The following is a 25,683-nucleotide window of genomic DNA, read 5'->3' on the forward strand; positions in this document are numbered from 1 at the left end:
GATCGCTGCACTGTAACCATCGCGGCGCGGCCACGCATCCGCTTTCTTGCCCAGCCATCGCCACTGGCCAGCCCGAAGCGCTACCTCGTACACTGAGGCGCCACTCGTTTTTCAAAGGATGGAAACACAGTGAACGACGCCTCGCCCGACATCATCATCGAACGCTTTGCCGAGCAGCACCTGCACGGTATCACCGCGCTCTACAACGAACCTGCGGTGTGCCGCCAGGTGCTGCAGATGCCCTACCAGGGCGTCGAAGTGTGGCGCGAGCGCCTGGCCGCCTACCATGACCGACAAACCCGTCTGGTGGCGGTGCACCAAGGCCAGGTGATCGGCAATATCGGCCTCGACCAGAGCACGCGCATCCGCCAGGCGCACCTGGGCGAACTGCTGATGGGCGTTGCCCAGGCCTGGCAAGGCAAGGGCGTCGGCTCACGGCTGATGACGGCCATCCTCGACATTGCCGATAACTGGATGAACCTGCGCCGGGTCCAGCTCACCGTCTACGCCGACAACGAACCGGCACTGGCGCTGTACCGCAAGTTCGGCTTCGAGGTCGAAGGCCGGTTGCGCGACTACGGTGTGCGCGATGGGATGTTTGTCGACGCGCTGTGCATGGCGCGGTTGCGTCAGTCGTAGAAAACCATGCCCGCATAAGGTTTTGCCCGGCAGGCCGCCAGCCGCGATTGCAGATCGCCGACATGGGCTTCGAGCTGGTGGCCATCCGGGTCGAGGAAGTACAGCGAGTCTCCTTCGCTGCTGTCCTGCTTCCACAAGCGCACGTCGTGCTCGCGCAAGCGCTGGGCGAAGGCCGCGAAGTCGCCCTGGCAAATGGAAAACGCGTAGTGCGTGTACGTGCGCTGCAGGTCGCCCGCCTCTACCTGATCGACCGACAGGCACAGCCACAGCTCGCCCAGGCTCAGGTAGGCACCCCGCTCCCACCGTGCACTGAGTCTGAAACCCAATACCTGCTGGTAGAACACGATGCTGTCGGCGAGGTTGGAGACGGCCAGGGTGAGATGGTTGAATCCGTTCAACATGAGAATCGTCCGAGGTGAAGTAGGACAAGATCGTTTCGCGGGGCGAGGCCAACGGCAGCGTCCCGCGAAGCGGCGATCATACCCTCGAACACATCAGCGCGGCATCGAGCAGGCGCCCCTTGTCATACCAGGCATCGCGTTGATAGGCGGAGTATTGTTGCCGCCCTGGGGAGCCCTGGACCTTAACCAGACCGTCGGCCTTGTTCGGATCAAGGCTGGCGACAAACAGCTCGACGACGTCCTGGTTCTGCACGATAAAGGTCGTCGCGTTTGCGGGAAGCTCGGCCTTGACGCAGTTCAGGTAATCCGGCGGCGCTTTCGCGGTCACGCCGAATGTGTTGTCGCGCCCGGCCCGGATATCGGGATCATGCGCGCAACCGGCCAGCAGCAGGCTGGCGGCCAATGCCATCATCAAGCGATTCATACAGACTCCAACCACCCCAGCAGGATGCCCTGGACAGAGTCACACAGCTACCACCCTTTTTAATAGTCTGCTTACGATCTACAAGCCTAGCCCCAGGGTGGCGGGCGCGGTATGCCGGTTCGCTATATCGCCTGGGTGGGCCTGTCGATCCGGTAGAGCACGTGCGGGCGCAACGGATTGCCTTCAGGCACCGTCACGTCTAGGAAGTCCTCCTGCGGATCCGAACGCATCCCCAGCCTCTGCATCAATGCCCTGGACGGTGTGTTGATGCTGGAGGTGTAGCCGATGACTTGGCGCAACCCAAGGGTCGACCACGCGTAGGCCAGGCACGCACTGGCCGCTTCGAATGCATACCCTTGCCGCCAGTGGCTGCGCCCGAGGATCCAGCCGATTTCGACATGCGGGCCGCCCGGTATCTCGTCCCCGGTCGAGGACAGGCCAAGCCCACCGACCAACGCGCCATCCGCCTTGCGCTCGACCGCGACAAAGCCGAAACCGTGCGTTTGCAGGTGCCGATCGCACTCGGCAAGCATCGAGCGGGTTTCAGCGGGCGTCAGTATTGCGGGGTAGTAGTAGCGCCTGACTTCGGGGTCGGCGTTGACGAGGGCAAAGGCTTCGATGTCCCGCTCCGCCCAGGGGCGCAGGACAAGACGTGGCGTGTCGATGAACATGGGTTAGGCGCAACTCCCTTCTACCAGGCAGGACCGACATCGCCTTGCGATGCCTGCGAGGCATGGGAATCTAGCACATGCGCATGATCGCGGAACTCCGGCCCACAATAGACCGGAGCCCGGACAGGTCAATCAATCGCGATCAAGCTTTGCCGAACACATAGAAGCTCAGGTTGGCCGAGCTCTTGCCCGCGGCGAACAAACCGCGCAGGTTGCTCATCGAAACGCTGCGAATGTTGAAGGTCTCCTGGGTGGAGTAGCTGTCATCGATGCTGACGTACTGCAGGTTCTTGTCGCTGCCACCGGAATAGTCCAGGCGAACCATGAAGGTGCCCGCGCCGGCAGTGTCATGACTCATGCTCCTTATGAGTAGGATTTGCGTACAGCACTGGTGAGTCTACAAGCGCCAGGCAAGTCGGCACTGCTGGCGGACAAGCGGAGCACGCAAATGAGTGCGACAGCCAAAATCAGGAACTCATCCGGCAATATGAACTGATTCAGCTATGAGCAGGGATCTGCAAAAGCGGATTTGGCCGGGTGTCGGCAAAGCCGCTGCCATGCAACGCAAGGTCTCTCAGCGCCGTGTGTTGATCCGTACGGTCACCGCGCTGAAGAACATGAGCATGGAAGCGATATACAGCAAGACGAGATCGACGCCAGGGAACACGACAATGCCAACGCCCCAGGCAACCAGGAAGGCCCCACCGACAATGCAGCGTTGCCGGGCCGTGAAACGCTCACTGATGGCCTTTACGCGATCCATCAGCGCGCTCCAGTAAATCGACAAAGCCTTGATGATGTTCTCCTTGAAATCGCGATCACCCGCTGGGCGAGGTTCTCAACGCTTGCCTTGCGAAGCGGGCGACCAGGCCCCCGTCAGGATGACGCTGGCAACGATTACGATATAGGTCAGGTACTGCCCTGGGTGCACCAAAAGACCTGCCACCCAGACGGCAGCCAAGCCTCCACCTATCTGGCATCTGCGCCGGGGCGTCAGCCACTTCAGCAACGCTGCATGCCGTTCACGCAAGCCCATACAACACTCCCTGTCTGGCAAACGGCGAAGCTTATCACCGCCAGCGAACCAAACAATACGCCTGCGCCCGGCCCCGGTTCAGGGGACATATCCCCAGGCGTGGGATCAGGCGCTGGCCTGCAGGAACACGAAAACCGCCACCACATCCACGGCCAGCACGACGGCCACGACGAAACTCATGAAATAGAAGTCATCCTGGAACATGTCTGCACTCCCGCGTGGTGGGTTTGCTTGACTCAAGCAACTCCCGTTCCAGCCTGCCCGCTTCAGGAACATGTCCATTGGTCAGACGTGGTGGGTGTATCGCGCAAACAGGCGCTTACTGATCACTCACTCCGGCTCTACGCAAGGATGCCAATCGAGGTGTGCCCCGATGAGACGCATCCAGAAAATTATCCAGCAGCGCCGTCGGCAGCTGCATGTGCACCTGCCGCCCAGCGAATTGAAGGCGTTGAGCCGTGTCGATGGGCCCGGCACGACGAAAGCCGCATGGCCGCCGGAAAGGCGCCAGACATCAACAAGGGATGCTAGGCTCCAGCGAACCTGGCCATCCAAGGGAGTGGAAATGAGCTTCGACTGGCACGCTGGACCTATCACCCGCACGACCCAGCTCGACAAGAACTACCGCAATACGCAGAAGGTCCGGCAGTTCCTGCTCGGTGAATGCGGCGCGGCGTTCAGGTTCGACCGGACCTTCATGGCCTGGATCAAGAGCGGAGCCCCCTCCACCATGGGTGATGTCGCGGATGAATGGATACGTACGCGCAGGTGACAGCCAGGCGGCTAATGCCGCCCGCCGATCACCCGGGAAGTCTTTCAGACGAAAAAGCCCGCCAGATGGCGGGCTCTCTGCCTGAGGCGCGGGATCAGTTTGTCTGAATGCCTTTGATCAACTGAAGACGCATTGGGTAGCCCTGGCCAGGCTGGACCACAGTCTCGGTTTCAACGGTCTGCACGACCTTTCCCTGGGCATCTTTGGTGACGGAAATGGTCTTGCTGTACGAACTCTGGACAACGCAGCCGCTCAGAGTGGCGCTAGCAGCGATAAGTGCCAGAAAAATAACGTGTTTCATATCGAGCATCAATCCTTGGAAATGGGCGGTGCGCAATGTAGCAACATGCCATCATCAAAGGAAGCCTGCGGTTTCAGTTCGGCTTTGGAAGTCCTTGTCACCCCCAACGTGCCGCCCCTTCGCTCGTGCCCCTGCACTTCCCTGTAAAGCAATCCTTGTTCACGCTTGAGCATCAGCCCGTGCGAGTAAATAGGTCAAATTTCGGAACTGGAAAAAGCCATCGAACTACTTGCGTTAATTATTCCATGGTCTTAACTGCGTAGCACAACAACCCATACTGGAAAAGGCATGATTTTTCTTACAGCCCATGAGCTAACCTAACTACTAATCACAAGTAGCAGTGGCAAGTCTGCAAATTCCAAATAGGGAGCCGAGTCATGGAATCTACAACCCAAAGGGACTTAAAATATGAAGCTCACGATCACCAATGGCGCAAGCACATCGATTGATATTGCAGTGAGTGCATGGCGTAACGACGGCAATGACAGTTACTACTCGATAGCTCAAGGAGAGTCTGATACCTGGGACCGCAGCGACGCCAGAGGGTACTTGATGGCGGTAAAAATGAAATCCCAAGTAAAAACCTACTATATTTCTCAAGCCAGCAAGATCGTTGTTGAAGACAACCTTGTGAAAGACCACGGTCAAACTATTAATCCGCTGTACGCAGTAAATAGCATGTAACACCAGTATCAGATGTCAACTTCAGAATGACTGGCATGCTGCACAATGCCAGTCATTCTGCATGCCACTTTGCCCTGGGCATCCACGAAGTCGTCCGAATACAAGATGACCAGCGGGCCACCAGGCCTGAAAGGCTCACCCGTGGTGAAGCCGCCAGTAAGCCGACCATCACTGAGCTCGGTGTATGTCGGGGGCGTGTAAGAGGTCAAACTCTACCACAGCCAGGTGATAGCCAAGCCTTGCATCATTTCCGTGATCTTTGTCGAGATACCTCGCACCTAGTCCAACGCCCCATTGAGCACCTCGTAGATTATGCCGGTGGCAATCGCAACGAGAATTAAGTCCGTTCCGACCTGTTGCCACTCATAACCATCGTAGCGCGGCAGATGACCCAGAAGTCTCCCATCGAGCTTTTTCGCGATGCCAGGAGGGAGCGGTTTTCCTCGTGCCAAATTCTTCTGGATGCCGGGCGGCAAGGCTGGCCCTGGACTCCAGTAGTTGTGGTAACTACTCAGTACGTTTAGGACGCTGCCACGATCAATTCTTGGGCCGTCATCCCAGCCATTATGGCCTGAACTCTTTCCCTTCGCCCCGCCACCCGCTGCCCCATGGCCTTGAATATTCTGCGAGTTACCCTTTCCGTGCCCCTGCCCTTTTCCATTGCCGGGATCAGCAGCGGCACTTATTGAGCCCGTAACAAGGGCAGCACTTGCGAGCAATGAGATCAAGGTTTTTGATTTGAGCATGTCCGTTCTCTCATAAAAAGGGAACCCCCTCCAATGTAGACGACGTTGCCCTAAAAAGTTCATTCACCACCACGCCGCCACCAGTACGGAGGGCGGCGCTGGCGCACTGCCAAAGGCACCGCGCCGCGCCAACTATGACCGTTACTACGACGAAGAGTGAAACTGCGACTTCCACGAGTTCCTCGGTATCAACCGGCCGCACCGGGAGCAGCGCAGGCACGAAGGCCAGCGCTAGGCTCTGTATGAAAAGCCTTGATACTCGGTGATGCTGCGTTGAAAACAGCCTGGTGCGCCAGCCCGGTCGGAATGCTCAGCGAGAATTATTGCCCGGTGCTGCCCGCCAGCGCCTTCCCCTATTCAACGATAACGCCGACCCGGCGAGGATCCACCATGTTTCTGCACCGCCTGTGCAGCAAGACTATCCTAAGCTGTTCAGGCCGCGCCGCCGCCCGTGATGCAAGCGACACTCCGTCGCTACGAGGCCCTGCACCGTACCAAGGGCACCGCTGAGAGCCTGGCCAAGGCAGAGGTAAACGCCGAGCTGGCATCTCGCATCGAGCGGACCATCGCCAAGGCCTTGTGCGAGGTTGAGGAAAGGACGCAGACAGGCAGGGATAGGTTCGTTTTGCTGAACCAGAGGGCTTGGCGCGCTGCAGTACGACAGGGAGTACGCCGAGCTGCGAAAGCCAGGGAAGAGTTTAGCGGCCAAAACGCCCTACGTGTTTCCCCGTCAAAGGGAAGCGAGAACGTCAAACAGACGTCGGACGTGCACAAACAGCGGGTTCCGGTGCTGAATGAGCCGGGGATCAGAAGGAGGCCCCCATACAACTGTCGTCACACCTATGCGACAATATGCTTAATGTCTGGCCTCAACCCCGCATTTTATCGCCCAACAGCTGGGTCACAGCGTGCAAATGCTGCTGTCGACGTATGCGCGTTGGCTCAACTCAAGCTCCGACTGGAGCGAGCTGGAAAAGCTCAAGATTGGTATCAAATTGGTATCAGCCGAGAATCCAGCCGCGTAAGTTACTGATAGGTAAGCGCTTTGATCTCCACCGCTAATATCACCATGCAGTTCGGCTCCAAGCCCCTGTTCGAAAACGTCTCGGTCAAATTCAACAACGGCAACCGCTACGGCCTGATCGGCGCCAACGGTTGCGGCAAGTCGACCTTCATGAAGATCCTCGGCGGCGACCTTGAGCCGTCCGGCGGCCAGGTGATGCTCGAGCCCAACACTCGCCTGGGCAAGCTGCGCCAGGACCAGTTCGCCTACGAAGAGTTCGCCGTGATCGACACCGTGATCATGGGCCACGAGCAGCTGTGGAAGGTCAAGGCCGAGCGCGATCGCATCTACTCGCTGCCGGAAATGACCGAGGAAGACGGCATGGCCGTCGCCGAGCTGGAAACCGAGTTCGCCGAGATGGACGGCTACACCGCCGAATCCCGCGCCGGCGAGCTGCTGCTGGGCCTGGGCATTCCCCTGGAACAGCACTTCGGCCCGATGAGCGAAGTGGCGCCAGGCTGGAAACTGCGTGTGCTGCTGGCCCAGGCGCTGTTCTCCGACCCGGACGTGCTGCTGCTCGACGAGCCGACCAACCACCTGGACATCAACACCATCCGCTGGCTGGAAACGATCCTCACGGCGCGCAACAGCACCATGATCATCATTTCCCACGACCGTCACTTCCTCAACAGCGTCTGCACCCACATGGCCGACCTGGACTACGGTGAGCTGCGCCTGTTCCCGGGCAACTACGACGAGTACATGACCGCGGCCACTCAATCGCGCGAGCAACTGCTGTCGGACAACGCCAAGAAGAAAGCCCAGATCGCCGAGCTGCAGACCTTCGTCAGCCGCTTCTCGGCCAACGCCTCCAAGGCCAAGCAGGCCACCTCGCGTGCCAAGCAGATCGACAAGATCCAGCTGGCCGAGGTCAAGCCATCGAGCCGTGTCAGCCCGTTCATCCGCTTCGAGCAGACGAAAAAGCTGCACCGCCAGGCGGTGATCGTCGAGAAAATGGCCAAGGCCTTCGACGACAAGGTGCTGTTCAAGGACTTCAGCTTCACCATCGAAGCCGGCGAGCGCGTAGCGATCATTGGCCCCAACGGTATCGGCAAGACCACCCTGCTGCGCACCCTGGTCGGCGAAATGAAGCCGGACGCGGGCGCGGTGAAGTGGACCGACAGCGCCGAAGTGGGCTACTACGCCCAGGATCACGCCCACGACTTCGAGGACGACGTGACGCTGTTCGACTGGATGGGCCAGTGGACCAGCGGCGAGCAGGTGATCCGCGGCACCCTGGGGCGCATGCTGTTCTCCAACGACGAGATCCTCAAGTCGGTGAAGGTGATCTCCGGCGGTGAACAGGGCCGCATGCTGTTCGGCAAGCTCATCCTGCAAAAGCCCAACGTACTGGTGATGGACGAACCGACCAACCACCTGGACATGGAATCGATCGAGGCGCTGAACCTGGCGCTGGAAAACTACCCGGGCACCCTGCTGTTTGTCAGCCACGACCGTGAGTTCGTGTCGTCGCTGGCTACCCGCATCATCGAGCTGACGCCCGAAGGCGTGGTGGACTTCAGCGGCACCTATGACGACTACCTGCGCAGCCAGGGTGTAGTGGTCTGATCCAACGCTGAGTCATCCTCATCGCGGGGCAAGCCCGCTCCTGCAATGCCTTCACGGCTTTCGCAGGAGCAGGCTTGCCCCACGCTGCGTTTAATTAGTTAGCCTGCTTCCTTTTCCCTCGCGTCGCAGCCATGATGGGCACAGCCCCACCGCCCGCCCGCGAACGAGCCCATGACAGCCCCTCACGCTTCCAGTGTCACCCTGCAGATCCTCTCGATCGTCTTCTACACCTTCATCGCCTTCCTCTGCATCGGCCTGCCGATCGCGGTGCTGCCTGGCCATGTGCACGATCAGCTGGGTTTCGGCGCGGTGATCGCTGGCCTGACTATCGGCCTGCAGTACCTGGCCACCCTGCTCAGCCGGCCTTTTGCCGGGCGGGTGGCAGACACACTGGGCGGCAAGCGCGCCATCCGCTATGGCCTGTACGGCATCGCCGGCTGCGGCGTACTGACCCTACTGTCGGCCTGGGCCCTCGCCCTGCCCTGGCTGAGCCTGGCGCTGCTGCTGGGCGGCAGGCTGCTGCTAGGCATCGCCCAGGGGCTGATCGGCGTTGCGACCCTGAGCTGGGGGATCGGCCAGGTGGGGCCGGAGCATACCGCCCGGGTCATTTCCTGGAATGGCATTGCCTCCTATGGCGCCATCGCTATCGGCGCGCCGGCCGGCGTGCTGCTGGTGGACGGCCTGAGCTTCGCCGTGCTCGGGCCAGCGCTGCTGGGATTGGCGCTGCTGGCCCTGCTGGTGCTGCGCACGCGACCTGACGTGGTGGTGATGCGGGGTGAGCGGTTGCCGTTCTGGTCGGCGTTCGGGCGGGTGGCGCCTTGCGGCCTGGGGCTGACCCTGGCGTCGATCGGCTACGGCACCCTGACTACCTTCGTCACCTTGTACTACCTGGAACGCGGCTGGGTCGGCGCAGCCTGGTGCCTGAGCGCCTTCGGCCTGTGCTTCATCCTGTCGCGGCTGCTGTTCGTCAACGCGGTCAACCGCTTCGGCGGCTACAACGTGGCCATTGTCTGCATGGCCACCGAGGTCCTGGGTTTGACCTTGCTATGGTTGGCGCCCTCGCCGCTGTGGGCGATGCTCGGCGCCGGGCTGACCGGCTTCGGTCTGTCGCTGGTATACCCGGCCCTGGGGGTCGAGGCGATCCGCCAGGTGCCCAGCAGCAGCCGTGGCGCCGGGCTGGGCGCCTACGCGGTGTTCTTCGACCTGGCGCTGGCCATCGCCGGCCCAGTGATGGGCGCGGTGGCAGTACACCTGGGGTATGCCTCGATCTTCGCTGTCGCCGCCCTGCTCGCCTTGTCAGGGGTGGGCCTGACCCTGTTGCTGGCCCGCCGCGGCTGAACGTTCGGCGGGCTCCGGTGCACCCAGTGCCTGGCTGAAGAAGGCCGTGGTCTCGCTGCGCAGCGAGCGATGGATATGTCGACGGTCGACACCCTCGGCGTCCTTGCACAGGACCGGCATGCGCAGGTGTTGCTCATCGTCGCAGGGGGCCATGAACACGAAGTGCCCGGCACCGGCCAGCAGGCGGTAGTCAGGTGTTACCGGCAGCTTGCGCGCCAGGGCATCAGCGTTGTGCTCCAGGGCCAGTAATTGGTCGTTGTCGCCGCTGTAGATCAGCGCCGGCACCTGCACGCCGGCCAGGGCGTGGCGACCGAACATCAGGCTCAGCGGTGCCATCAGCATCACCGCGCCCACCCTGGCATCGGCGCGGGGCGCCAGTTCACTGTGGTCGGCGATCAGCACGCCATGGGTCTTGCAGGCGTCGGCGTCACCGGGGCGTTGCTCGCAGTAGCGGCGCAGGCGATCGAGGTCGGGCCACGCGCCAGAAAGGATCAGCGCGGTCTCGCCGCCGGCGGAATAGCCAATCACTCCGACCTTGCCATCATTCAGGTACGGCGCGAGCAGTCTGTCGTTTCGCGCCGCTGTGATCGCGGCGCTGATCTGCAGCGGCCGGCCATAGAGGTTGCTGAGGGTGCCCAGGCGGCTATGGTCGCGGTTGTTGTCGCCAGGATGGACCACCGCCACCACCACGAAGCCCTGTCGGGCCAGGCCGTTGGCCAGGTCATGCAGGGCCATCGGGCTGCCGGTGTTTCCATGGGAGATTACCAGCAGCGGGAACTGGCCCATGGCTACCGGCGCCTCTTCGGCGACACGGGTCTGGTAGCCCTCGATGCGCAGCGGGCGCGCCTCGCCGCTGGAGGGGTAGAACGCCAGGGCCTGCATGGGCTTGGCGTCCACCGGGTCGACCAGGGTCAGCCGGTGCAATCCGGCCACCCACGGCGCTGCATCGGCGCGGGCCAACAGGCCGCCCAGCAGGAATAGCGCCATCAGCAGGCTGCTTCGCTTCATCGCAGGGCGCTCCCAGATTCAAGGCACTGCGCGGTATACGGGTATGGATGCCAGCATAGAACCCGGTGCGCTGGCGCCACATGAAAACTGGATGAAAAAAGCCGGCTGGCGCACGAGGCGACAGCCGGCTTTGAATCGATGGCAACGATCAGGCAGCGGCGAACAGCTCACTGGCGATCTGCGCCTGGGCGGCATCGATGGCCTTGGCGCGGTGCTCCGGGCCATAGGCCAGGCCGTGGGCGCGGACGATTTCCAGGTCGGTGATGCCGATGAAGCCGAGGAACACCTTGAGGAAGTCCTCATGGCCGACACCGGTCGGCTGGCCTTGGTGCAGGCCACCGGCGGTGGACACCAGGATCACTTTCTTGTCACCGCACAGGCCTTCAGGGCCGGCTTCGGTGTAGCGGAAGGTCTGGCCAGCTACTGCCACGCGGTCGATCCAGGCCTTGAGCTGGGTCGGCACGGTGAAGTTGTACATCGGCGCACCGATTACCACCGCGTCGGCGGCGAGGAATTCTGCCAGGGTCTCGGCACTGAGGCTGGCTTCATGAGCCTGGGCGGCATCGCGCATTTCCTCGGGGGTACCGGCAGCCACCAGGGTGGCGGCGGAGAAGTGACTGATGGCGTCACTGGCCAGGTCGCGGTAAACCACTTCGATGCTCGGGTCGGCGGCCTTCCAGGCCTCGACCACTTCGCGGCTCAGCTGACGGGAGGCGGAATTGTCGCCCAGGATGCTCGAATCGATATGCAACAGTTTCATGGGACTCTCCTGTGAATGAAGACCGCGGCGGTGGGCGATCACGATGGAGAGAATCCTATCGGCACATCGAATAGCTGATAAGTCGGCAAAAACGCGTTAGTTTGTTCCACTGATGGAACAATGAGACTGTCAAATGCAAGACCTCAACGATCTCTTCTACTTCGCCCGGGTGGTCGAAGCCGGTGGCTTCGCTGCCGCCGGGCGCCAGCTGGGCATACCCAAGTCGCGCCTGTCGCGGCGCATCGCCGAGCTGGAGGAGCGCCTGGGCACGCGCCTTTTGCAGCGCACCACCCGGCAACTCAAGCTCACCGCCGTGGGCGAGCGCTACCTGAGCCATTGCCAGGCGATGCTGCTCGAGGCGGAGATGGCCGACGAAGTGGTGGCCAGCATGTCCAGCGAGCCCCGCGGCCGGCTGCGCGTATCGTGCCCCGTCGCCCTGGCCCATACATTCCTGCCGGATATCATCAGCCGCTTCCTCGCCCAGTACCCCTTGGTGCAACTGGACATGGTGCTGCTCAACCGCCGGGTAGACCTGATCTCCGAAGGCATCGACGTGGCCCTGCGTGTGCGTGACCTGGGTGATGAGGACCCGGCCCTGGTCACCCGACGCCTGCGCCAGGCGCAGATGCAACTGGTGGCCGCGCCAGGTTTTGCCGACCATATCCGCGCCCCCGCACAACTGGCGACCCTGCCGGTGCTGGGCGCGGCCGAGGCCGACCGGCTGGTGCATTTTCGCCTCCATGGCCCCAACGGCCAGCAGGAGGAAATCGCCCTGGAGCCGCGCCTGGCCATCGATGACTTCGTCGTGCGCAATGCCGCGGTACGCGCCGGCCTGGGCTTTACCGCCCTGCCGTCGATGTTCTGCGAAGAGGAGCTGGCCCGTGGCGAACTGGTGCGCCTGCTGCCAGACTGGTCGCTGCCTGGCGGCAACCTGCAGGCGGTCTACCCGCACCGGCGCGGCCTGCTGCCGGCGGTACGCGCATGGATCGATCACTTGGCGACCTCGTTCGAGGCCTGTGGAGAGCGTTATGTCTGAGAAAAGGATGACCGAGGAGCAAGTGGCCGCGCTGTGCCTGGCCCTGCCGGGCGCGCAGGAAGACTACAAGTGGGGAGGTATCCGCGTGTTCTCGGTGGCGGGCAACAAGATGTTCGCCGTGCAGGACCTGGGCGGCGCGGGCCTGTCGTTCAAGGTGGCCGATGAGTTGTTCCTGGGCTATTGCGACCGCCCTGGGGTGCGCCCGGCCCCCTATCTGGCACGGGCGAAGTGGATCAGCATGCTGCCACCCTACCCCATGGGCCGCGACGAGCTGAGCGACCTGCTGCGCCGCTCGCACCAGCTGGTGGTGCGACGCTTGCCAAGGCGCCAGCAAGTTGGGTTGCTGCTGGGGACGGGCGACGCCTAGTGTGGTGTTTTGCAAATACGACCAATAAATCGCGAGTGTTTTTTGCGCTCAGGCAAGGCGTCGCGACGAGTCGTAGCCCAGCTACGGCGAGGAGCGACAACGCCGCATGAGCGCAAAAAACGCCGCGAGTTATGGTCGTTATTTGTGAAACACCACACTAGGCTCTGTACGAAAAGCCTTGATACTTGTTCATGCTGCGTTGAAAACAGCCTCGGAATGCTCATGTACTCCAGTACACTGCGCTTCCTCGGCTGTTTTCGCCTTGCCTGACCTGCGTCTCAAGACTTTTCGTACAGAGCCTAAGGGTCAACCCGGCAATGGCGGCCCCTTGAGCTCGACCCGGTTGCCGTCCGGGTCGAAGCAATACAGCGACAGCCCCTCTCCCTCGGCCCCATAACGTTTTTCGGCAGCCTCTACCCTTACCCCGGCCTCGCCCAGCAGTACGCGCAGCGTCTGCTCGTCGAACGGCTCGATGCGCAGGCACACATGATCGACATTATGCCCACACTGGCCGGGCGCCTCGCCGCCCTGGCGCCCCAGCGGGCCGTCGACTGCCACCAGGTCGATCAGACCGTCACCGGCGCCGAGGTGGATCATCCCCAGCGTGTCCCGGCGCTTGCGCACCGGGCAGCCGAGCAGCTCGTGATAGAAAGCCAGGCTGCGAGTCAGGTCGCTGACGCGCAGGACGACATGGTCGATGCGTAGTATGGCGAAAGCTGGCATGGCGAAGCTCCACGATCAGGCTTTGCCTAGACCATAGCAGCCGACCTGTGAAGACACCCTAGGTCGTTGGCGTCAATGACCGACGGCCGGTACACAGCAGCCGCTGTGGGGCAAACGGCCGTTGACGTGTCAGCCATTGCCCTGGTGGCGGCGACAATCATGTACCGCCCCAGGCGCCACCCCCTGCCCTTGAATGGCCGCTCCCCCCCCTTTGGAATGCGACCATGCACCACAGCGAACCGCCCTACCACCAGCAACAGATCCTGCGCAGCCTGCCAGGCTGGACCAGGCATCTGCATCCCCACCACGCCAGTCGACTGCTGCGGCGTGCCCACCGCGAGCATATCCAGCAGGACGGGCAGCCAGCCCCCTGGTTCGCCCAGGCCTCAAGCGCCCGCCAGGCCGAGTTGCGCCAGGCCTTCAAGCAGCGCGCGACGAGCCACCAGGCACTGGCCAAGGCACTACAAGATTTGCGTGGTATCACCGAGTTCTGCGAGCCACTGCTGCAGGCACGGCTGGGCATTCAGTTGGCGCTGACACAGGCCCAGTTCAGGCATCAGCCGTACACTTCGAGCCTGGGCGGCGAATTCCCCGACCCGGACGCGTCCCATCATGCCCCCCGCACTCCGGCCTCGATCGAGGAACCTGCCGGCACAGCCAGTCTCACCAGCCTGCTCGAGGCGGCCCTGCACAATTTTGAAGGCATGACCGAGGTCGGCCCTTTCAGCACCCTGCAAGTCAGTGTCGACGACAGCAGCGCACTACCCGGCCTGAGTACCACTGCGTTTGTCACCCACTGCCGTGCACTCGACCTGGGTCGGCGCTATCAGGAGCACCTGCAGGATATCTACGGCGGCCAGCGTGAAGCGCTGTTGCGCGGCCTGTGGAGCCAGGCCCGACGCGATGAACTCACGGTGCAGGCATTGATCGCGCGAATGCGCGGACACCTGACAGACGACGGCCTCCAGGCCCTGCAACAGCTCTGTAGCACGGGCTCGACGCCCTGCTACCGAGGAGCACCGGCCAAGGTAGCGGTCTTGCGCATGCTGGATATCCAGTTGCACGATCTGTTGCTGCTGACATCCACCAGGCAGTCCACGCCATCGTGCATCGCCTACCTGCCTTTCGACGACGCGCAACCGGTGCAGGAGTTCAACAACCGCCTGGCTTTCGGCAGGTACCTGCGCCGTCGCTTGCTGGAGCCCGCCTACCGCGAACGCTTGCTGGAGCATGTCGCCCTTAAGGACCGCCCTGGAATGGCGAGCAAGCTCAAGGCCAGACTGTTCGAAGTCACCACGGGCGGCGTGCGCCCACTGGAAACACCGTCCCCCGCGTTCGCCGAAACCGAACCTGGCACACACCCCTGGCAAGGGTTGCCGACCACCACCTCGCGACCGGAACAGGATTCGCCCCGCCCCACGCGCTTCCCGGCATTGGCGATCCATGCGGTGGCTGTCGACTTTCCGATGTGGCCCAAGCTGTTCAATGACCATGTCCAGCGCCTGCAGGAGGACGCGCGCTGCATTGCGGTGCCAACGGCGGACATCGATGCCAAGGCCAGGCGTGAGCGCCTGGCGTTGTGGGGCGAGCGTGGCCTGACCCTGCTCGGGGTGGCGGCCATGTTCGTCCCCGGCCTGGACGTCGCCATGCTGGCCGTGGGCGCGGGCCAGGTCATGGCCAGCATTTTCCACGGCTTCGAAGCCTGGTCCGAAGGTGACAACGCCGAAGCGGTGAACCAGGTCGAGTCACTGCTGCTCAACCTGGGCAGCATGGCCACCATTGCCGGTGCCGCCAAGCTGGCCAAGGCCTCCGGCTTCGTTGACGGGATGCAAAGCTTCTGGCTGGATGGCGAAGAGCGGCTATGGCACCCCCAGCTTGACCAATACCGCAGCCCGGTCGAGTTGCCGGCGGACCTGCAGCCGGACGAGCAAGGTATCTTTCGCCATGACAACCGGCATTTCGTCGACCTGGACAATACGCTCCACGAGATCCGTCAAGACACCGAGGGACACTGGCGGGTTGTTCACCCGGCCGACCCACGGGCGCATCAGCCACGGCTGCACGGCAATGGCAGCGGGGCCTGGCGCATGGCGCACGAGCGGCCACAGGCCTGGGGGCGGGTCAAGCTGATGCGCCGGCTAGGCCCGCTTGCCAACGGCTTGACCGATGAGGAGCTGATTGCAGTACTCGACAGTACCGACCTGGAACGCGGTGTGCTCGAGCAGGTCCACGTCGATGGCAGGCGCCCTCCCGCACTGCTTGAGGACGCCATTCGGCGCATCAAGGCCGACCGCATCCATCTCGATCCAGCCACGCCAGCTTCCGCTCCGGCGCTGATGATCGGGCGCGCGTTCCCCGGCCTGCCCAGTCAAGCACTCGAAGAGCTGGTGGGCGCGGCCAACAGCGCTGAACGGCAAGCCCTGAACAGCGGACGGGTTCCTCTGCGACTGGCCGAAGAGGCGCGACTGATGCAAGCCCGGTTCCGACTGGACCGGGCGATTCTGGGCTTGTACCGCCCCAGCCTGGCCAATGACGACAGCCGGCTCATCAGCGATAGCCTGTTGGCCGCACACCCACAATGGACGCCCGAACAGCGCTATCACGCCGCACTGGCCAACCGCACGGCGACCGCACGCCTGCTCGGCCAGCGACCCGTACGGCCGGGCTGGCGCTCACCCTTGCGCCTGAGCGAAGGGCGATACGGATATCCCCTTAGCCCCGGTATATTCGCCTCACGGGCAGAGCGCGAGCTGCATGCCCTGTATCCGGGGATGAACGGTCGCGAGGTCCGCCAGTTGCTGGTCACTCTGCGTGTCCGGGGAAATGTGACCGAACAGATACAGGCACTGCGCACCCAACTGTCCTCGCTGCGCGACCAGCTTCACGCCTGGGCTACCAGAGGCGCCCACGACTGGGGTGAGGAAGTCGGTGCTTATTACACCAGGACCGCCGACCAACTCGTCCGGGCGTGGCAACGCCTGGACGGCGACATGCTGAGCCTTTCGAATGTCGCCCTCGACGCCCTGCCGACACTCACGGCACGCTTCGACCACATCACCACGCTGTCGCTGGAGAATCTCAATGTGATCGAGATGCCCGCCGACTTCCTGCAGGCCTTCCCGGCGCTCAGGCGCCTCGATGTACGAACCAGCCCCCAATTAAGCGTCAGCTCGGTCCTGCAAGCACTGCGCAACGCCCCACGGTTACAGGAGCTTCGCCTGAGCGGCACGCACCTGGGCGAGCTGCCCGCCGTGGCCCATGAAGTGCTCCCCACGCTGCGAGACCTGCGTAGCCTGGAAATGCCACATCATCGGATGACGCTCACCTTGCATGACCTGCGAATGCTCACCGGCCTGCCGTTGGAAACCCTGGACCTGCGCGCCAATCGCATTGCGCTGGACGCCGACACGGCGAATACGTTCAGTTCGATGCGAACACTGCGCAACCTGCTCCTGAGCAACAATCCCCTCGCCGTCAGCCCCAACCTGGCTGACCTGGACAACCTCGCCACCTTGCGCCTGGACAACAGCCAACTGCGCCAGTGGCCCACTGGTTTGAGCGGCCTGATGCAACGCAATCCCTGCATATTGCGGGTGGTGGACCTGAGCATGAACAACATCGACCAGGTACCGGGGTTGCCCGCGCTCTTGTCATCCCCCTACCTGGGTGAACTGTTGGCCAGGCGTGCGCAGTACCGCTGGCGGTTCAACTACAACCCGTTGGACGAGGCCACCCGCGAAAGCCTGCAGATTGTCGGCGCGTCGGTCGAACAACGTGTCGAGGGCATCGACGCCAGCGCGCCACCAGCGCGAATCGACTGGTTGCAAAACGCCAGCCGGCAACAGCGGGCAACCTGGGAAGCGCTGTTCGACGCAGACGGCAATGCCAGCCTGCGCCAGGTCGTCGAACAGGCGGGTATGTCGGCCAGTGCCCGTCGCCAGCCCCGAGCATTTGCTCGTCAAGTATGGACGCTGCTCGAGCGTGCGAGCACCAGCACCCGCCTGCGCGCGCGTCTGGACGAAGTGGCCGGCGAGTTCCCGGTGAGCTGTGGCGATGCTGGCGCCGATGGTTTCGGCACCTTGCAGATCGAAGTGATGGCCTACGATGAGGCCGCAGGCGCAGAGGTAGCCACGCCGCCGCTGTTCCAGTTCTTTCGGCGCCTGTTCCGCCGGGACCAGGTGAATACGCTGGCCCAGGACCTGTTCAACGCCCGCGTGGCCCGGCGCGATGCCCTGCGCGCACTGGATGCCTGGGCCGCCCGGCCGCTGGCCGAGCGCGGCGCCAGGCCCGTGCTGCCTGCCCTGCATCGCTTCGACACATTGTCGGACGACGTGCTGCACAATGGCCTCGGTGAAGGCCTGGACCTGATCGAGATCCGCCTCGCCCTGCGCAGCGGCCTGGCCAGCCGCCTGGACTTCCCCGAACCCCAGCAGGCCATGCTGTACCGGCACACGGCTGAAATCTCGCCAAGGACCGAGGAAGCGGTGCTCGAAGAGGTCGATGCCCGGGACCAGGACGCCGAGGCGCGCCGCCAGTGGATCGCCCGGCAACCGGGCTGGCGACGCCTGCTGCGCCGGCAGAACAGTGCCCGCTTCGCGACGCTCAGAACACGCTGGGACACCGGCATGGACTACCTCGACGGCAGCGACCTCAACGGCCCGCTGGAACCGCCGGTGATCGAAGCGCTGACCCAGGCCCTGGGTCGCAGCCCGCTGGCCGAGGATGGCCAGCCCCTGCGCGAGCCCATTTCCAGCGACCGCTACGTCGCGGGCATGAACCGCATGGCGCTGGGCCTGGAACAGGACGAAGACGCCCTCTATCTGCGCCTGACCCGCCGCCGCGACCCCAACAACTGAGCCTACTGGCCGCGCAGGTCTTCGAAGAAGGCCTGCCGTCCCTGTACCTGGCTTGACGCACGCGGCTGCGCGGCAGCCTCGCCGCTGGCTCGTTCCACGTGCCAGTAACAGTGCCGAACCGCACGCGTCACCGCCACGTAGGCAAGGCGCTGCACCTCTTCCTTCTGCGCCGTATCGAACGCCTGGGCGTCCCCTGGCTTGCCCAAGCCGGCCAAGCGATACGCCTGGTTCTTGTAGGGCGAGCTGGTCAGGTAGTGGCAATCGCCGAGCATGAACACCGCATCTGCTTGCAGTCCCTTGGCGCTGTGATAGGTCAGCTGACGCAGGCGGCGCTGGCCGGGCGGCAAGCTAGAATCAACTTTAACTATTGGTAGTAAATACTTTTCAATCAATAACTTATCACTGGATTTTCGAAACAGCATCATGACTGTTTCACCCCGTTGATAATGCTCGATCACGGTTTCGGCCAGTGCCGCCTCGTCCCGGTCGAAGACCTTCACCGGCGACAACGGCAGCTCGGCCGCCAGCCCGCTGGCCCTGGCCTTCTTGCCGGTGATGGCCGGCGCGCCTTTGACCAGATGCTCGGCGGCCTCGATGATGTACTGCTGGCTGCGGTAGTTCTCCACCAGCATCACCCGCGTGTTGGCCGGCGACGGGAAGGCCTTGGCGAACTCCATGAAGTATTTCGGCGAACTGCCGCGCCAACCGTAGATCGACTGCCAGTCGTCGCCCACGCACATCAGCGATGAATGTTGCGCCACCCGCCCGCTGTGCATGGCCGGCCCACGGCGGCGGATTTCGGCGAGGCAAGCACGCAGCCAGCTGACGATCTGCGGCGAGACATCCTGGAATTCGTCGATCATCAGGTGCGCCAATGGGCGCAGCAAGGGGTCGGGCAGCAACCCGAGGTTCTCCGGGTTGTTCTCGCCGAACAGGGCGAACATGCGGTTGTAGGTCATCACCGGCGGCGACTGCGCCAGCAGGTGTGCTTCCAGTGCCTTCCAGAACAGCGCCAGGGCCTCGAAGAATGCCGCGTCGCTATCGCCAGAAGGGAAGCTCATGGCGGCCACGGCGTTGTTGACGTCCAGGCCGAGGTTCTCGATGAAGCTCGCAGCAGTGACGAAGGCGTCGAGCAACGGCGCCGGGGCCAGCTCGCCCTTGACCTTGTACTCGAAGCCCGGGCCGGCCACGGCATCCCCCGCCAAGGACGTTGCAAGCCGTTTTGCCGAAGAGTAATTATCAAGCCATATCAATTGTTTATCACAGAAAGCTTGAAACAGGGTGCGCTTTACCGCCCATTCCGCGCGCACCGCCAGCTTGGCTCCCGGGCGCTGGTACTGGGCGCTTTCGGACGGGTCGAAACCCAGCACCACCCAGGCGTCCAGCCCTTCCAGGCGGCCATGGACATGAAAGCGGCTGCCGCGGATCTGCACCGTGTCCCGGCACGGCTCGATACCCTTGATCGGCCAGGCACCGGCGGCGAACCACAGGTCCTCGATCACATCGCACAGTTCCTCGTCGCGCTGGGCGGCCAGTTGGGTTACCTGCACACGCTTCTGCACATCCGGGTGGTCCGGGTCCAGCGGCTTGAGCAGCAGCGCCTCCTGACGCAACGCGCCAACCAACTGGGCGAAACGCGGGTTCTGGCCCATCAGGTCGCTATAGCACTGGTTGAGCTGCTGGCGCTGAGCATCGTTCAGGCGCAGGTCGAACGGGTTGCTGTCAGCGTTCGCTTCGCCGCCTGCGGGCATCTCGTTGCCCAGGGTCTCGAACGCCCGCACCTGGGCAAAACCCGGCAGGCTGCGCACCAGCGGCAGGATGCGCGAGTGGAATGTACGCACCAGCTCCCGCCCCTGGGCAGGCGACAGCTCGAGCTGCCACAGGGCAAACACCTGCAGCAGGCGCTGGATGAAGTCACGGCGCGACTCGCGGGTGAAGGTCACCACGGTCAGGGCATCGAGTTCGAAGCCCAGGTAGTGACGCAGCAGCAGGATGCGCAGCACCAGCGAGGTCGACTTGCCGGCCCCGGCGCCGGCCACGACGCAGGTCGAGGGCGTGTCGCTGAAGATCAGCTTCCATTGTGCTGCGCTCGGTTGCGCCTCGGCAGGCAGACGCCTGGCGACATCAGCCTTGAAGCGCTTTTTCAGCTCGGCGGTCAACGGCAGGCGCCAGTCGTCGAACAGGTTGTCGTCCTGGCCTGGTACACCGGCATTCTCCGGGCGTGTATCGCGAATTACCAGGACCTGGCGCCCGGCCTCGAAACCAGCGGCCCGGCCCTGCTCGTAGCCCTCACGCAAGCCATCGGCATGGCCGTTGCGCTGCCCCGTGGCGTGGCCGAGGAACCAGGAGTCGCGGTGCTGCGCCTGCAGGCGCGACAAGCCTCGCCCCAACAGGCGGGCGGCCAGGCGGCGCAGCCAGGGCAACTGGGCGGGAGGGGTCAAGTCGGCCGGGGCCCGGGGATGCTCGTGCGGCACGGTCACTCCATTGAAAATCGGAACAGCCGGCATGTTCGCCTCATCCGCGTAAAAGTGCCAGCGAATGCTTAAGGATCATGGGATTAGGCGATGAACCGCATGCGGATTAGCACAATTGAATATCGTATTTATAGATATTAAAGAGCCGATATTTACGCTTTTTATCGATACTTACGACGCGCATCATGGCGCCATTCCAGCGAATCAGAGGAGCACCACCATGCTGCAACTGCGACCCTTCGAAAGCCTTGGTCACGCCAACCATGGCTGGCTCGACGCCCATCATCACTTCTCCTTCGCCGAGTACCATGACCCGGCACGCATGCACTGGGGCAACCTGCGCGTATGGAACGATGACCTGATCGCCGCCGGTGCAGGCTTCCCACCGCACCCGCACCGTGACATGGAGATCATCACCTACGTTCGCGAAGGCGCCATTACCCATCAGGACAGCCTGGGCAACAAGGGCCGTACCGAGGCCGGCGACGTGCAGGTCATGAGCGCTGGCAGCGGCATCGTCCACAGCGAGTACAACCTGGAGAAGGTCGACACGCGGATCTTCCAGATCTGGATCATCCCGGAAAAGGTCGGTGACGCGCCCTCCTGGGGTACCCGCCCGTTCCCCAACGGTGAACGTGGCGAAGGCTTCGTGACCCTGGCCAGCGGCCGCGAAGGCGATGACGACAGCCTGCGCATCCGCACCGACGCCCGCCTGGTGGCCGCGACCCTGCGCGCCGGTGAAAGCGCCGAGTACCGCCTCGATGAGGGGCGTCGCGGCTACCTCGTACCGGCCAAGGGACGGATCGAGGTGAACGGCGTGCCAGCCAAGGCCCGTGACGGTGTGGCGATCGAGCAGGAAACGCTGCTGAAGGTGACGGCGCTGGAAGACAGCGAAATCGTGCTGGTCGATGTGGCCTGATCGTCCTTGGCCGGCTTGCCGGCGCAGGCCGCTATCGCACTTTTTCGCGTTTGTGCGCTCTATGCATGGCCAGGTCCCACCGATCCCCGGTGGGACCGCCTTTTCCAACCGGTGCCGATGGCCGCACGAAGACGCTTTCCGTTTCCTCTCCTACTGCTGATGGCCGGCAGCCTCGCGTGCCTGGTCGCCTGTACCCAGCAGCAGGGGCGCGACATGCTCACCCAGTTCGGCAACGGCAAGCCCGACGAGCTGTTCCAGACCAGTGTCGACCGCATGGCCACCCTGGCCATGCGTGACAACCTGCAAAGCCTGTACCTGCTGATGAACAAGCTGTACCTGCGCAACCCCAACCAGTGGCGGCAATCGGGCTACCTCGACGCTACCACCGCGGCGCGGCAGATCCGCATCGCCATCGAACAGCGCCAGCCGCTGGCGCAGTTGGGGGAGCGCCGCGACCTGGCGGCCTTGAGCTACGCCCTGAGCCCGGAGTTTCGCGGCGACCGGGTGGGTGCCTTCATCTACGCCATCGGCAGCATGCTGGTCACCGCCCACGGCGGGCGCACCGAGTTCTATATGACCGACACCCTCGACCCGTTGTTCATCCACAATGCCGCGCGCAACATCGAGAAGGCCACCTGGATGCTCGGCCAGCGCCAGGATGCCAATGGCGTGCTCCTGCTGTTTTCCAACGAAATTTCCGAGCAAGGCAGCAACCTCAGCTTCGCCGTGGAGTTCGGCAAGGTCGTCGCCCGCCTCGACCTGTTGGCGCAGATGCTTGACGAGCGCTATCGACGGATCGGCCTGAATTACGCGCAAAGCCTGCTGTTGATGAATTTCCTGCCGGTGCAATGAGCCGCGTCCGCTAGTATCGGCAGCCGAGGGTTGCCATCGCAGCCCCTCAAGCGGCACGGTTGAGCCGTATCCAGCCCAACAAGCAAATGAGGCGCCAAGCAATCAACCCCGTCGCCGTTTCAGCTGCTGCTTCAACACCCGCAACGGCGGCGCATAGAAGAACCCGAACGACACGCTGCCCTGGCGGCCCTTCACCGCATGGTGCAGGCGATGGGCCCGGTACAGGCGCTTGAGGTAGCGGTTGACCGGTTTCGGCGCCCGCGGCCAGTGCCGGTGAAACACCCCATCGTGGGCCAGCACGTAGGCCAGCCCATAGCCCGCCACGCCGCCACCAACCCATTGCAGCGGCGCATGCCCGGCCTTGCCCAGCATCACCAAAGCAGCGGCGATCAGCCCAAGCGCCAGCAGGTAGAGGTCGTTGGTTTCCAGCATGCCCAGTTGCGGCTCGTGGTGCGAGCGGTGCAGCCACCAGCCCCAACCGTGCATGACGTACTTGTGGGCCAGCGTGCCGACGCCCTCCATGGCCACCAGGGTGCCGAACAGCACGGCGAGATTGAACAACATGTATCGGTCCGAAGGGGGTTGGCAGCGAAAGGCGCAAGCGTACCATTGCCGCCAGGTCATTCAGAGGGATTTTCCATGAAGGATGTGCACGCCTCGGCCAGCACCGGCTACACACGCCAGTCGGGCAACTACGAGCAAGGTCGTCCGGACTACCCCGTCGCCTTGCAGGACTGGTTACGCGACACCCTGGGTATCGGCGCCGGCGCCCCGGTGCTCGACCTGGGCGCAGGCACCGGCAAGTTCACCCGCCTGCTCAGCATGCTGGCACCGCGCCTGACGGCAGTGGAACCGGTCGCCGCCATGCGCGCACGCTTGCACGAACGGCTGCCCGACATCCCCGTGCTCGAGGGCACCGCACAGCACATCCCGCTGGCCGAGGCCAGCCAGCAGGTGCTGGTCTGCGCCCAGGCCTTCCACTGGTTCGCCGATGCCGCCGCCCTGGAGGAGATGCACCGGGTGCTGGCCCCCGGCGGCCGTCTGGGTCTGATCTGGAACGTGCGAGACGAAACAGTGGACTGGGTGGCGCGGATCACCGAAATCATCACCCCTTACGAGGGCGACACGCCACGTTTTCACACCGGGCGCTGGCGCGAAGCCCTCGCAGGGAGCCGCTTCAGCACTCCGCAACTGACCACCCTGCCCCATGTCCATGAGGGTGACCCACAGACCGTGATCCTCGAACGCCTGCGCTCGGTGAGCTTCATCGCCGCCCTGCCCCAGGCCGAACAAGACGAGGTCATGGACCAGTTGCAAAGCCTGATCGACAACCATCCGGACCTCAGGGGCCGTGAGCGCATCGCCTTCCCTTACCGCACCCAGGCCTACGTCTGCCAGCGCCTGCCGTAACAGGATTGTCATGATTCATGCCTTGACCCCGCGCGGGTCGAGGCGTATGGTCCGCCGCGCATTCAAGCATCCCTCACCCAGGAGACCCCTGCATTGGACAGTAGCCCCAGTCGATTGCGACAGGCCCACACGGCGAGCTAGTCCGGCAGCGTTCCTGCCACTGTCTCGCCGTACTCGGTAGACGGTGGTTTCCTTCGGCCCTCCCTGGCTGAACATTCCTCCTTGCTTCCCAGCCCTGCCACCCGGCATGGCGCGTGGTCCTGCGCATTCCTCGTTTGCAATCGCGCCGTCTCAAGTCGGCGCCCATGCGGGCCATCGCCCGCAGAACGGAGTTCGCTATGGATTGGAAAATCTTCCTGCTGCGCGTCAGCGTGGCCCTGCTGCTCGGTGCCCTGATCGGCGCCGAGCGTCAACTGCGCCAGCGCCTGACGGGCCTGCGCACCAACGCCTTGGTCAGCACCGGCGCCTGCCTGTTCGTGTTGATGACCCAGGCAGTGCCGGGCATGGCGCCCACCGATGCCTCGCGCATCGCCGCCTATGTGGTGTCGGGCATCGGCTTTCTCGGCGGCGGCGTGATCATGCGCGACGGCTTCAACGTGCGTGGCCTGAACACCGCCGCCACCCTCTGGTGCACCGCCGCGGTCGGCGTGCTGTGCAGCCTCGGGTTGTTGCTGGAGGCGTCGCTGGGGAGCCTGGTGGTGCTGTGCGCCAACATCCTGCTGCGCGACCTCGCCCAGCGCCTCGACCGCCAGGACGTGCTGCCGGCCAGCGAGGTCGAGCAGCGCTACGAGGTGCGCATCGTCTGCCGCGCCGAGGACGAAATCCAGGTACGCAGCCTGATGCTGCACAGCCTCAGCGACCCGGGCCTGCGCCTGCAGTCGCTGCACAGCGAGGACCTGGCCGACCCGGCACGCCTGGAAGTACGCGCCGAACTGCTCGGCACGCCCCAGGCGCCGACCCAGCTGGAGCGCCTGGTCGGCCGGGTGAGCCTGGAGAAAGGCGTCAGCTCGGTGCGCTGGCAGTTGCAGGCTCAGGGCCTGAACATCGATTAGGGTCTGTACGAAATGTGTCTGCGCAAAGGCCAGACAAGGCGAAACGGGGGAGGAAGCGCAGTGTACTGGAGTACATGAGCATTCCGAGCCCCGTTTCAACGCAGTAGGGCGAGTGCAGATACATGTCGTACAGGGCCTAGACGCTGTCGCGCACATGCCGCTCGCGCAGCTCCTGGCGCTCCTTGGCCTCGACGCACAAGGTCGCGGTGGGCCGCAGCAGCAGGCGGCGCAGGCCAATCGGCTCGCCGGTTTCCTCACACCAGCCGTAGTCGCCCCGGGCCAGGCGCTCCAGCGCCTGGTCGATCTTGTCCAGCAGCTTCTTTTCCCGCTCCAGCGAGCGCAGTTGCCAGTGGCGCTCTTCTTCGGCGCTGCCGATGTCGGCGGGGTCGCTGTGCACTTCCTGCTCGCGCAGGGCACGGAACTCCTGTTCGATACGGCCCTGCAGCTCGCCGCGCTGGGCCAGCAGCAGGTTACGGAAGAATTGCCGCTGCGGTTCGTTCATGTAGGCGGCGGCAGGTTGTTGCAACAATTGCTCTTCAGTCATGGCAAGGTTCCGAAATGCTGGGGGCGCGTCGCGCCCCT

The 25,683-nt window shown here is 63.5% G+C and carries 25 protein-coding genes and 2 pseudogenes; 13 read left to right on the forward strand and 14 right to left on the reverse strand.

Annotated elements, in window-relative coordinates; translation table 11 throughout:
* Nucleotides 1-129: 129 nt before the first annotated feature.
* Entirely contained in the window at nt 130-639 is a 510-nt protein-coding gene (locus KHO27_RS09915) for a GNAT family N-acetyltransferase (protein ID WP_111532810.1), read from the forward strand.
* Here the strand turns inward: KHO27_RS09915 and fos are convergent.
* From fos to KHO27_RS09940, 5 genes are all read right to left on the reverse strand, one after another.
* Nucleotides 630-1,040: a fosfomycin resistance glutathione transferase gene (gene fos, locus KHO27_RS09920; RefSeq protein ID WP_111532809.1), complete on the reverse strand. Its 411-nt coding sequence runs from the start codon at nt 1,038-1,040 to the stop codon at nt 630-632. The genes KHO27_RS09915 and fos overlap by 10 nt on opposite strands.
* A gap of 76 nt (nt 1,041-1,116) precedes the next feature.
* Nucleotides 1,117-1,464, reverse strand: coding sequence for a hypothetical protein (locus tag KHO27_RS09925; RefSeq protein WP_250888436.1), 348 nt, complete (start codon nt 1,462-1,464; stop codon nt 1,117-1,119).
* 122 nt (nt 1,465-1,586) lie between these two features.
* Nucleotides 1,587-2,135: a GNAT family N-acetyltransferase gene (locus KHO27_RS09930; protein WP_214501707.1), complete on the reverse strand. Its 549-nt coding sequence runs from the start codon at nt 2,133-2,135 to the stop codon at nt 1,587-1,589.
* Nucleotides 2,136-2,277: 142 nt separating this feature from the next.
* Nucleotides 2,278-2,493 (reverse strand): hypothetical protein, encoded by a 216-nt coding sequence (locus tag KHO27_RS09935; protein ID WP_111532808.1) that lies wholly within the window; start codon nt 2,491-2,493, stop codon nt 2,278-2,280.
* Between the two features lie 216 nt (nt 2,494-2,709).
* On the reverse strand, nt 2,710-2,898 hold the full coding sequence (locus KHO27_RS09940; protein WP_111532807.1) for a hypothetical protein: 189 nt from the start codon (nt 2,896-2,898) through the stop codon (nt 2,710-2,712).
* An 838-nt stretch (nt 2,899-3,736) separates the two neighbouring features.
* On the opposite strand from KHO27_RS09940, the gene KHO27_RS09945 reads away from it, so the two are divergent.
* Entirely contained in the window at nt 3,737-3,943 is a 207-nt protein-coding gene (locus KHO27_RS09945; RefSeq protein ID WP_110701281.1) for a DUF6434 domain-containing protein, read from the forward strand.
* Between the two features lie 94 nt (nt 3,944-4,037).
* Here KHO27_RS09945 and KHO27_RS09950 read toward each other — a convergent pair whose 3' ends face one another.
* Nucleotides 4,038-4,244: a hypothetical protein gene (locus KHO27_RS09950; protein WP_102684281.1), complete on the reverse strand. Its 207-nt coding sequence runs from the start codon at nt 4,242-4,244 to the stop codon at nt 4,038-4,040.
* A 408-nt stretch (nt 4,245-4,652) separates the two neighbouring features.
* On the opposite strand from KHO27_RS09950, the gene KHO27_RS09955 reads away from it, so the two are divergent.
* Nucleotides 4,653-4,928, forward strand: a complete 276-nt coding sequence (locus KHO27_RS09955) for a hypothetical protein (RefSeq protein ID WP_110701283.1) — start codon at nt 4,653-4,655, stop codon at nt 4,926-4,928.
* Between the two features lie 65 nt (nt 4,929-4,993).
* Here KHO27_RS09955 and KHO27_RS26220 read toward each other — a convergent pair.
* Both KHO27_RS26220 and KHO27_RS09965 read right to left on the reverse strand, forming a co-directional pair.
* Nucleotides 4,994-5,119: pseudogene (locus KHO27_RS26220) on the reverse strand (VOC family protein); the annotation flags it as partial.
* An 87-nt stretch (nt 5,120-5,206) separates the two neighbouring features.
* Nucleotides 5,207-5,674: an anti-virulence regulator CigR family protein gene (locus KHO27_RS09965; protein WP_110701285.1), complete on the reverse strand. Its 468-nt coding sequence runs from the start codon at nt 5,672-5,674 to the stop codon at nt 5,207-5,209.
* 568 nt (nt 5,675-6,242) lie between these two features.
* Between KHO27_RS09965 and KHO27_RS26225 the strand changes: the two are divergent.
* The 3 genes and pseudogenes from KHO27_RS26225 to KHO27_RS09975 all read left to right on the forward strand — a co-directional run.
* Nucleotides 6,243-6,699 (forward strand): annotated as a pseudogene (locus KHO27_RS26225) (site-specific integrase); the annotation flags it as partial.
* 20 nt (nt 6,700-6,719) lie between these two features.
* Nucleotides 6,720-8,306 carry an ABC-F family ATPase gene (locus KHO27_RS09970; protein ID WP_046855494.1) on the forward strand — a complete coding sequence of 529 codons (1,587 nt, stop codon included), beginning with the start codon at nt 6,720-6,722 and terminating at the stop codon, nt 8,304-8,306.
* Nucleotides 8,307-8,477: 171 nt separating this feature from the next.
* Complete coding sequence (locus KHO27_RS09975) at nt 8,478-9,644, forward strand: MFS transporter (protein ID WP_214501708.1); 1,167 nt, start codon at nt 8,478-8,480, stop codon at nt 9,642-9,644.
* On the opposite strand, the gene KHO27_RS09980 is transcribed toward KHO27_RS09975, so the two are convergent.
* Complete coding sequence (locus KHO27_RS09980; RefSeq protein WP_214501709.1) at nt 9,603-10,652, reverse strand: alpha/beta hydrolase family protein; 1,050 nt, start codon at nt 10,650-10,652, stop codon at nt 9,603-9,605. The genes KHO27_RS09975 and KHO27_RS09980 overlap by 42 nt on opposite strands.
* A gap of 148 nt (nt 10,653-10,800) precedes the next feature.
* The gene (locus tag KHO27_RS09985; protein WP_214501710.1) at nt 10,801-11,412 is read right to left on the reverse strand and encodes an FMN-dependent NADH-azoreductase; all 612 of its coding nucleotides are present in this window, start codon (nt 11,410-11,412) and stop codon (nt 10,801-10,803) included.
* A 133-nt stretch (nt 11,413-11,545) separates the two neighbouring features.
* Between KHO27_RS09985 and KHO27_RS09990 the strand changes: the two genes are divergently transcribed.
* Nucleotides 11,546-12,448, forward strand: a complete 903-nt coding sequence (locus KHO27_RS09990) for a LysR substrate-binding domain-containing protein (RefSeq protein ID WP_214501711.1) — start codon at nt 11,546-11,548, stop codon at nt 12,446-12,448.
* Nucleotides 12,441-12,815: an MmcQ/YjbR family DNA-binding protein gene (locus KHO27_RS09995; protein ID WP_110701295.1), complete on the forward strand. Its 375-nt coding sequence runs from the start codon at nt 12,441-12,443 to the stop codon at nt 12,813-12,815. Before KHO27_RS09990 ends, KHO27_RS09995 begins: the two co-directional genes overlap by 8 nt.
* A gap of 306 nt (nt 12,816-13,121) precedes the next feature.
* On the opposite strand, the gene KHO27_RS10000 is transcribed toward KHO27_RS09995, so the two are convergent.
* A complete protein-coding gene (locus tag KHO27_RS10000) occupies nt 13,122-13,538 on the reverse strand; it encodes a VOC family protein (RefSeq protein WP_110701297.1) in 417 nt (138 codons plus the stop codon).
* Nucleotides 13,539-13,762: 224 nt separating this feature from the next.
* Here KHO27_RS10000 and KHO27_RS10005 point away from each other — a divergent pair, with 224 nt between their 5' ends.
* Nucleotides 13,763-18,394: an NEL-type E3 ubiquitin ligase domain-containing protein gene (locus KHO27_RS10005; RefSeq protein ID WP_214501712.1), complete on the forward strand. Its 4,632-nt coding sequence runs from the start codon at nt 13,763-13,765 to the stop codon at nt 18,392-18,394.
* Nucleotides 18,395-18,396: 2 nt separating this feature from the next.
* Here the strand turns inward: KHO27_RS10005 and KHO27_RS10010 are convergent, their stop codons facing one another.
* Nucleotides 18,397-20,901, reverse strand: coding sequence for a UvrD-helicase domain-containing protein (locus KHO27_RS10010; RefSeq protein WP_110701301.1), 2,505 nt, complete (start codon nt 20,899-20,901; stop codon nt 18,397-18,399).
* Nucleotides 20,902-21,088: 187 nt separating this feature from the next.
* Between KHO27_RS10010 and KHO27_RS10015 the strand changes: the two genes are divergently transcribed.
* Nucleotides 21,089-21,787, forward strand: coding sequence for a pirin family protein (locus tag KHO27_RS10015; protein WP_110701303.1), 699 nt, complete (start codon nt 21,089-21,091; stop codon nt 21,785-21,787).
* 159 nt (nt 21,788-21,946) lie between these two features.
* Nucleotides 21,947-22,639 (forward strand): hypothetical protein, encoded by a 693-nt coding sequence (locus tag KHO27_RS10020; protein WP_023631093.1) that lies wholly within the window; start codon nt 21,947-21,949, stop codon nt 22,637-22,639.
* Between the two features lie 102 nt (nt 22,640-22,741).
* Here the strand turns inward: KHO27_RS10020 and KHO27_RS10025 are convergent, their stop codons facing one another.
* Entirely contained in the window at nt 22,742-23,203 is a 462-nt protein-coding gene (locus KHO27_RS10025; RefSeq protein WP_214501713.1) for a sterol desaturase family protein, read from the reverse strand.
* A gap of 75 nt (nt 23,204-23,278) precedes the next feature.
* Between KHO27_RS10025 and KHO27_RS10030 the strand changes: the two genes are divergently transcribed.
* On the forward strand, nt 23,279-24,049 hold the full coding sequence (locus tag KHO27_RS10030) for a class I SAM-dependent methyltransferase (RefSeq protein WP_214501714.1): 771 nt from the start codon (nt 23,279-23,281) through the stop codon (nt 24,047-24,049).
* Nucleotides 24,050-24,387: 338 nt separating this feature from the next.
* Nucleotides 24,388-25,101: an MgtC/SapB family protein gene (locus KHO27_RS10035; protein WP_110701311.1), complete on the forward strand. Its 714-nt coding sequence runs from the start codon at nt 24,388-24,390 to the stop codon at nt 25,099-25,101.
* Between the two features lie 136 nt (nt 25,102-25,237).
* Here KHO27_RS10035 and dksA read toward each other — a convergent pair whose 3' ends face one another.
* The gene (gene dksA / locus KHO27_RS10040) at nt 25,238-25,645 is read right to left on the reverse strand and encodes an RNA polymerase-binding protein DksA (RefSeq protein ID WP_102684247.1); all 408 of its coding nucleotides are present in this window, start codon (nt 25,643-25,645) and stop codon (nt 25,238-25,240) included.
* Between the last annotated feature and the right edge of the window lie 38 nt (nt 25,646-25,683).

It is taken from the genome of Pseudomonas sp. RC3H12 (genome assembly GCF_018596375.1).
GTDB lineage: Bacteria > Pseudomonadota > Gammaproteobacteria > Pseudomonadales > Pseudomonadaceae > Aquipseudomonas.

Coding starts and splice junctions, on each gene's coding strand:
- KHO27_RS09965 (WP_110701285.1), bottom strand. CDS start 5,674: ATGCTCAAATCAAAAACCTTGATCTCATTGCTCGCAAGTGCTGCCCTT.
- KHO27_RS10015 (WP_110701303.1), top strand. CDS start 21,089: ATGCTGCAACTGCGACCCTTCGAAAGCCTTGGTCACGCCAACCATGGC.
- KHO27_RS10025 (WP_214501713.1), bottom strand. CDS start 23,203: ATGTTGTTCAATCTCGCCGTGCTGTTCGGCACCCTGGTGGCCATGGAG.
- KHO27_RS09930 (WP_214501707.1), bottom strand. CDS start 2,135: ATGTTCATCGACACGCCACGTCTTGTCCTGCGCCCCTGGGCGGAGCGG.
- KHO27_RS10030 (WP_214501714.1), top strand. CDS start 23,279: ATGAAGGATGTGCACGCCTCGGCCAGCACCGGCTACACACGCCAGTCG.
- KHO27_RS10005 (WP_214501712.1), top strand. CDS start 13,763: ATGCACCACAGCGAACCGCCCTACCACCAGCAACAGATCCTGCGCAGC.
- KHO27_RS10000 (WP_110701297.1), bottom strand. CDS start 13,538: ATGCCAGCTTTCGCCATACTACGCATCGACCATGTCGTCCTGCGCGTC.
- KHO27_RS10020 (WP_023631093.1), top strand. CDS start 21,947: ATGGCCGGCAGCCTCGCGTGCCTGGTCGCCTGTACCCAGCAGCAGGGG.
- KHO27_RS09975 (WP_214501708.1), top strand. CDS start 8,478: ATGACAGCCCCTCACGCTTCCAGTGTCACCCTGCAGATCCTCTCGATC.
- KHO27_RS09935 (WP_111532808.1), bottom strand. CDS start 2,493: ATGAGTCATGACACTGCCGGCGCGGGCACCTTCATGGTTCGCCTGGAC.
- KHO27_RS09990 (WP_214501711.1), top strand. CDS start 11,546: ATGCAAGACCTCAACGATCTCTTCTACTTCGCCCGGGTGGTCGAAGCC.
- KHO27_RS09955 (WP_110701283.1), top strand. CDS start 4,653: ATGAAGCTCACGATCACCAATGGCGCAAGCACATCGATTGATATTGCA.
- KHO27_RS10010 (WP_110701301.1), bottom strand. CDS start 20,901: ATGCCGGCTGTTCCGATTTTCAATGGAGTGACCGTGCCGCACGAGCAT.
- KHO27_RS09985 (WP_214501710.1), bottom strand. CDS start 11,412: ATGAAACTGTTGCATATCGATTCGAGCATCCTGGGCGACAATTCCGCC.
- KHO27_RS09995 (WP_110701295.1), top strand. CDS start 12,441: ATGTCTGAGAAAAGGATGACCGAGGAGCAAGTGGCCGCGCTGTGCCTG.
- KHO27_RS09940 (WP_111532807.1), bottom strand. CDS start 2,898: ATGGATCGCGTAAAGGCCATCAGTGAGCGTTTCACGGCCCGGCAACGC.
- KHO27_RS09950 (WP_102684281.1), bottom strand. CDS start 4,244: ATGAAACACGTTATTTTTCTGGCACTTATCGCTGCTAGCGCCACTCTG.
- KHO27_RS09925 (WP_250888436.1), bottom strand. CDS start 1,464: ATGAATCGCTTGATGATGGCATTGGCCGCCAGCCTGCTGCTGGCCGGT.
- KHO27_RS10035 (WP_110701311.1), top strand. CDS start 24,388: ATGGATTGGAAAATCTTCCTGCTGCGCGTCAGCGTGGCCCTGCTGCTC.
- dksA (WP_102684247.1), bottom strand. CDS start 25,645: ATGACTGAAGAGCAATTGTTGCAACAACCTGCCGCCGCCTACATGAAC.
- KHO27_RS09945 (WP_110701281.1), top strand. CDS start 3,737: ATGAGCTTCGACTGGCACGCTGGACCTATCACCCGCACGACCCAGCTC.
- KHO27_RS09980 (WP_214501709.1), bottom strand. CDS start 10,652: ATGAAGCGAAGCAGCCTGCTGATGGCGCTATTCCTGCTGGGCGGCCTG.
- fos (WP_111532809.1), bottom strand. CDS start 1,040: ATGTTGAACGGATTCAACCATCTCACCCTGGCCGTCTCCAACCTCGCC.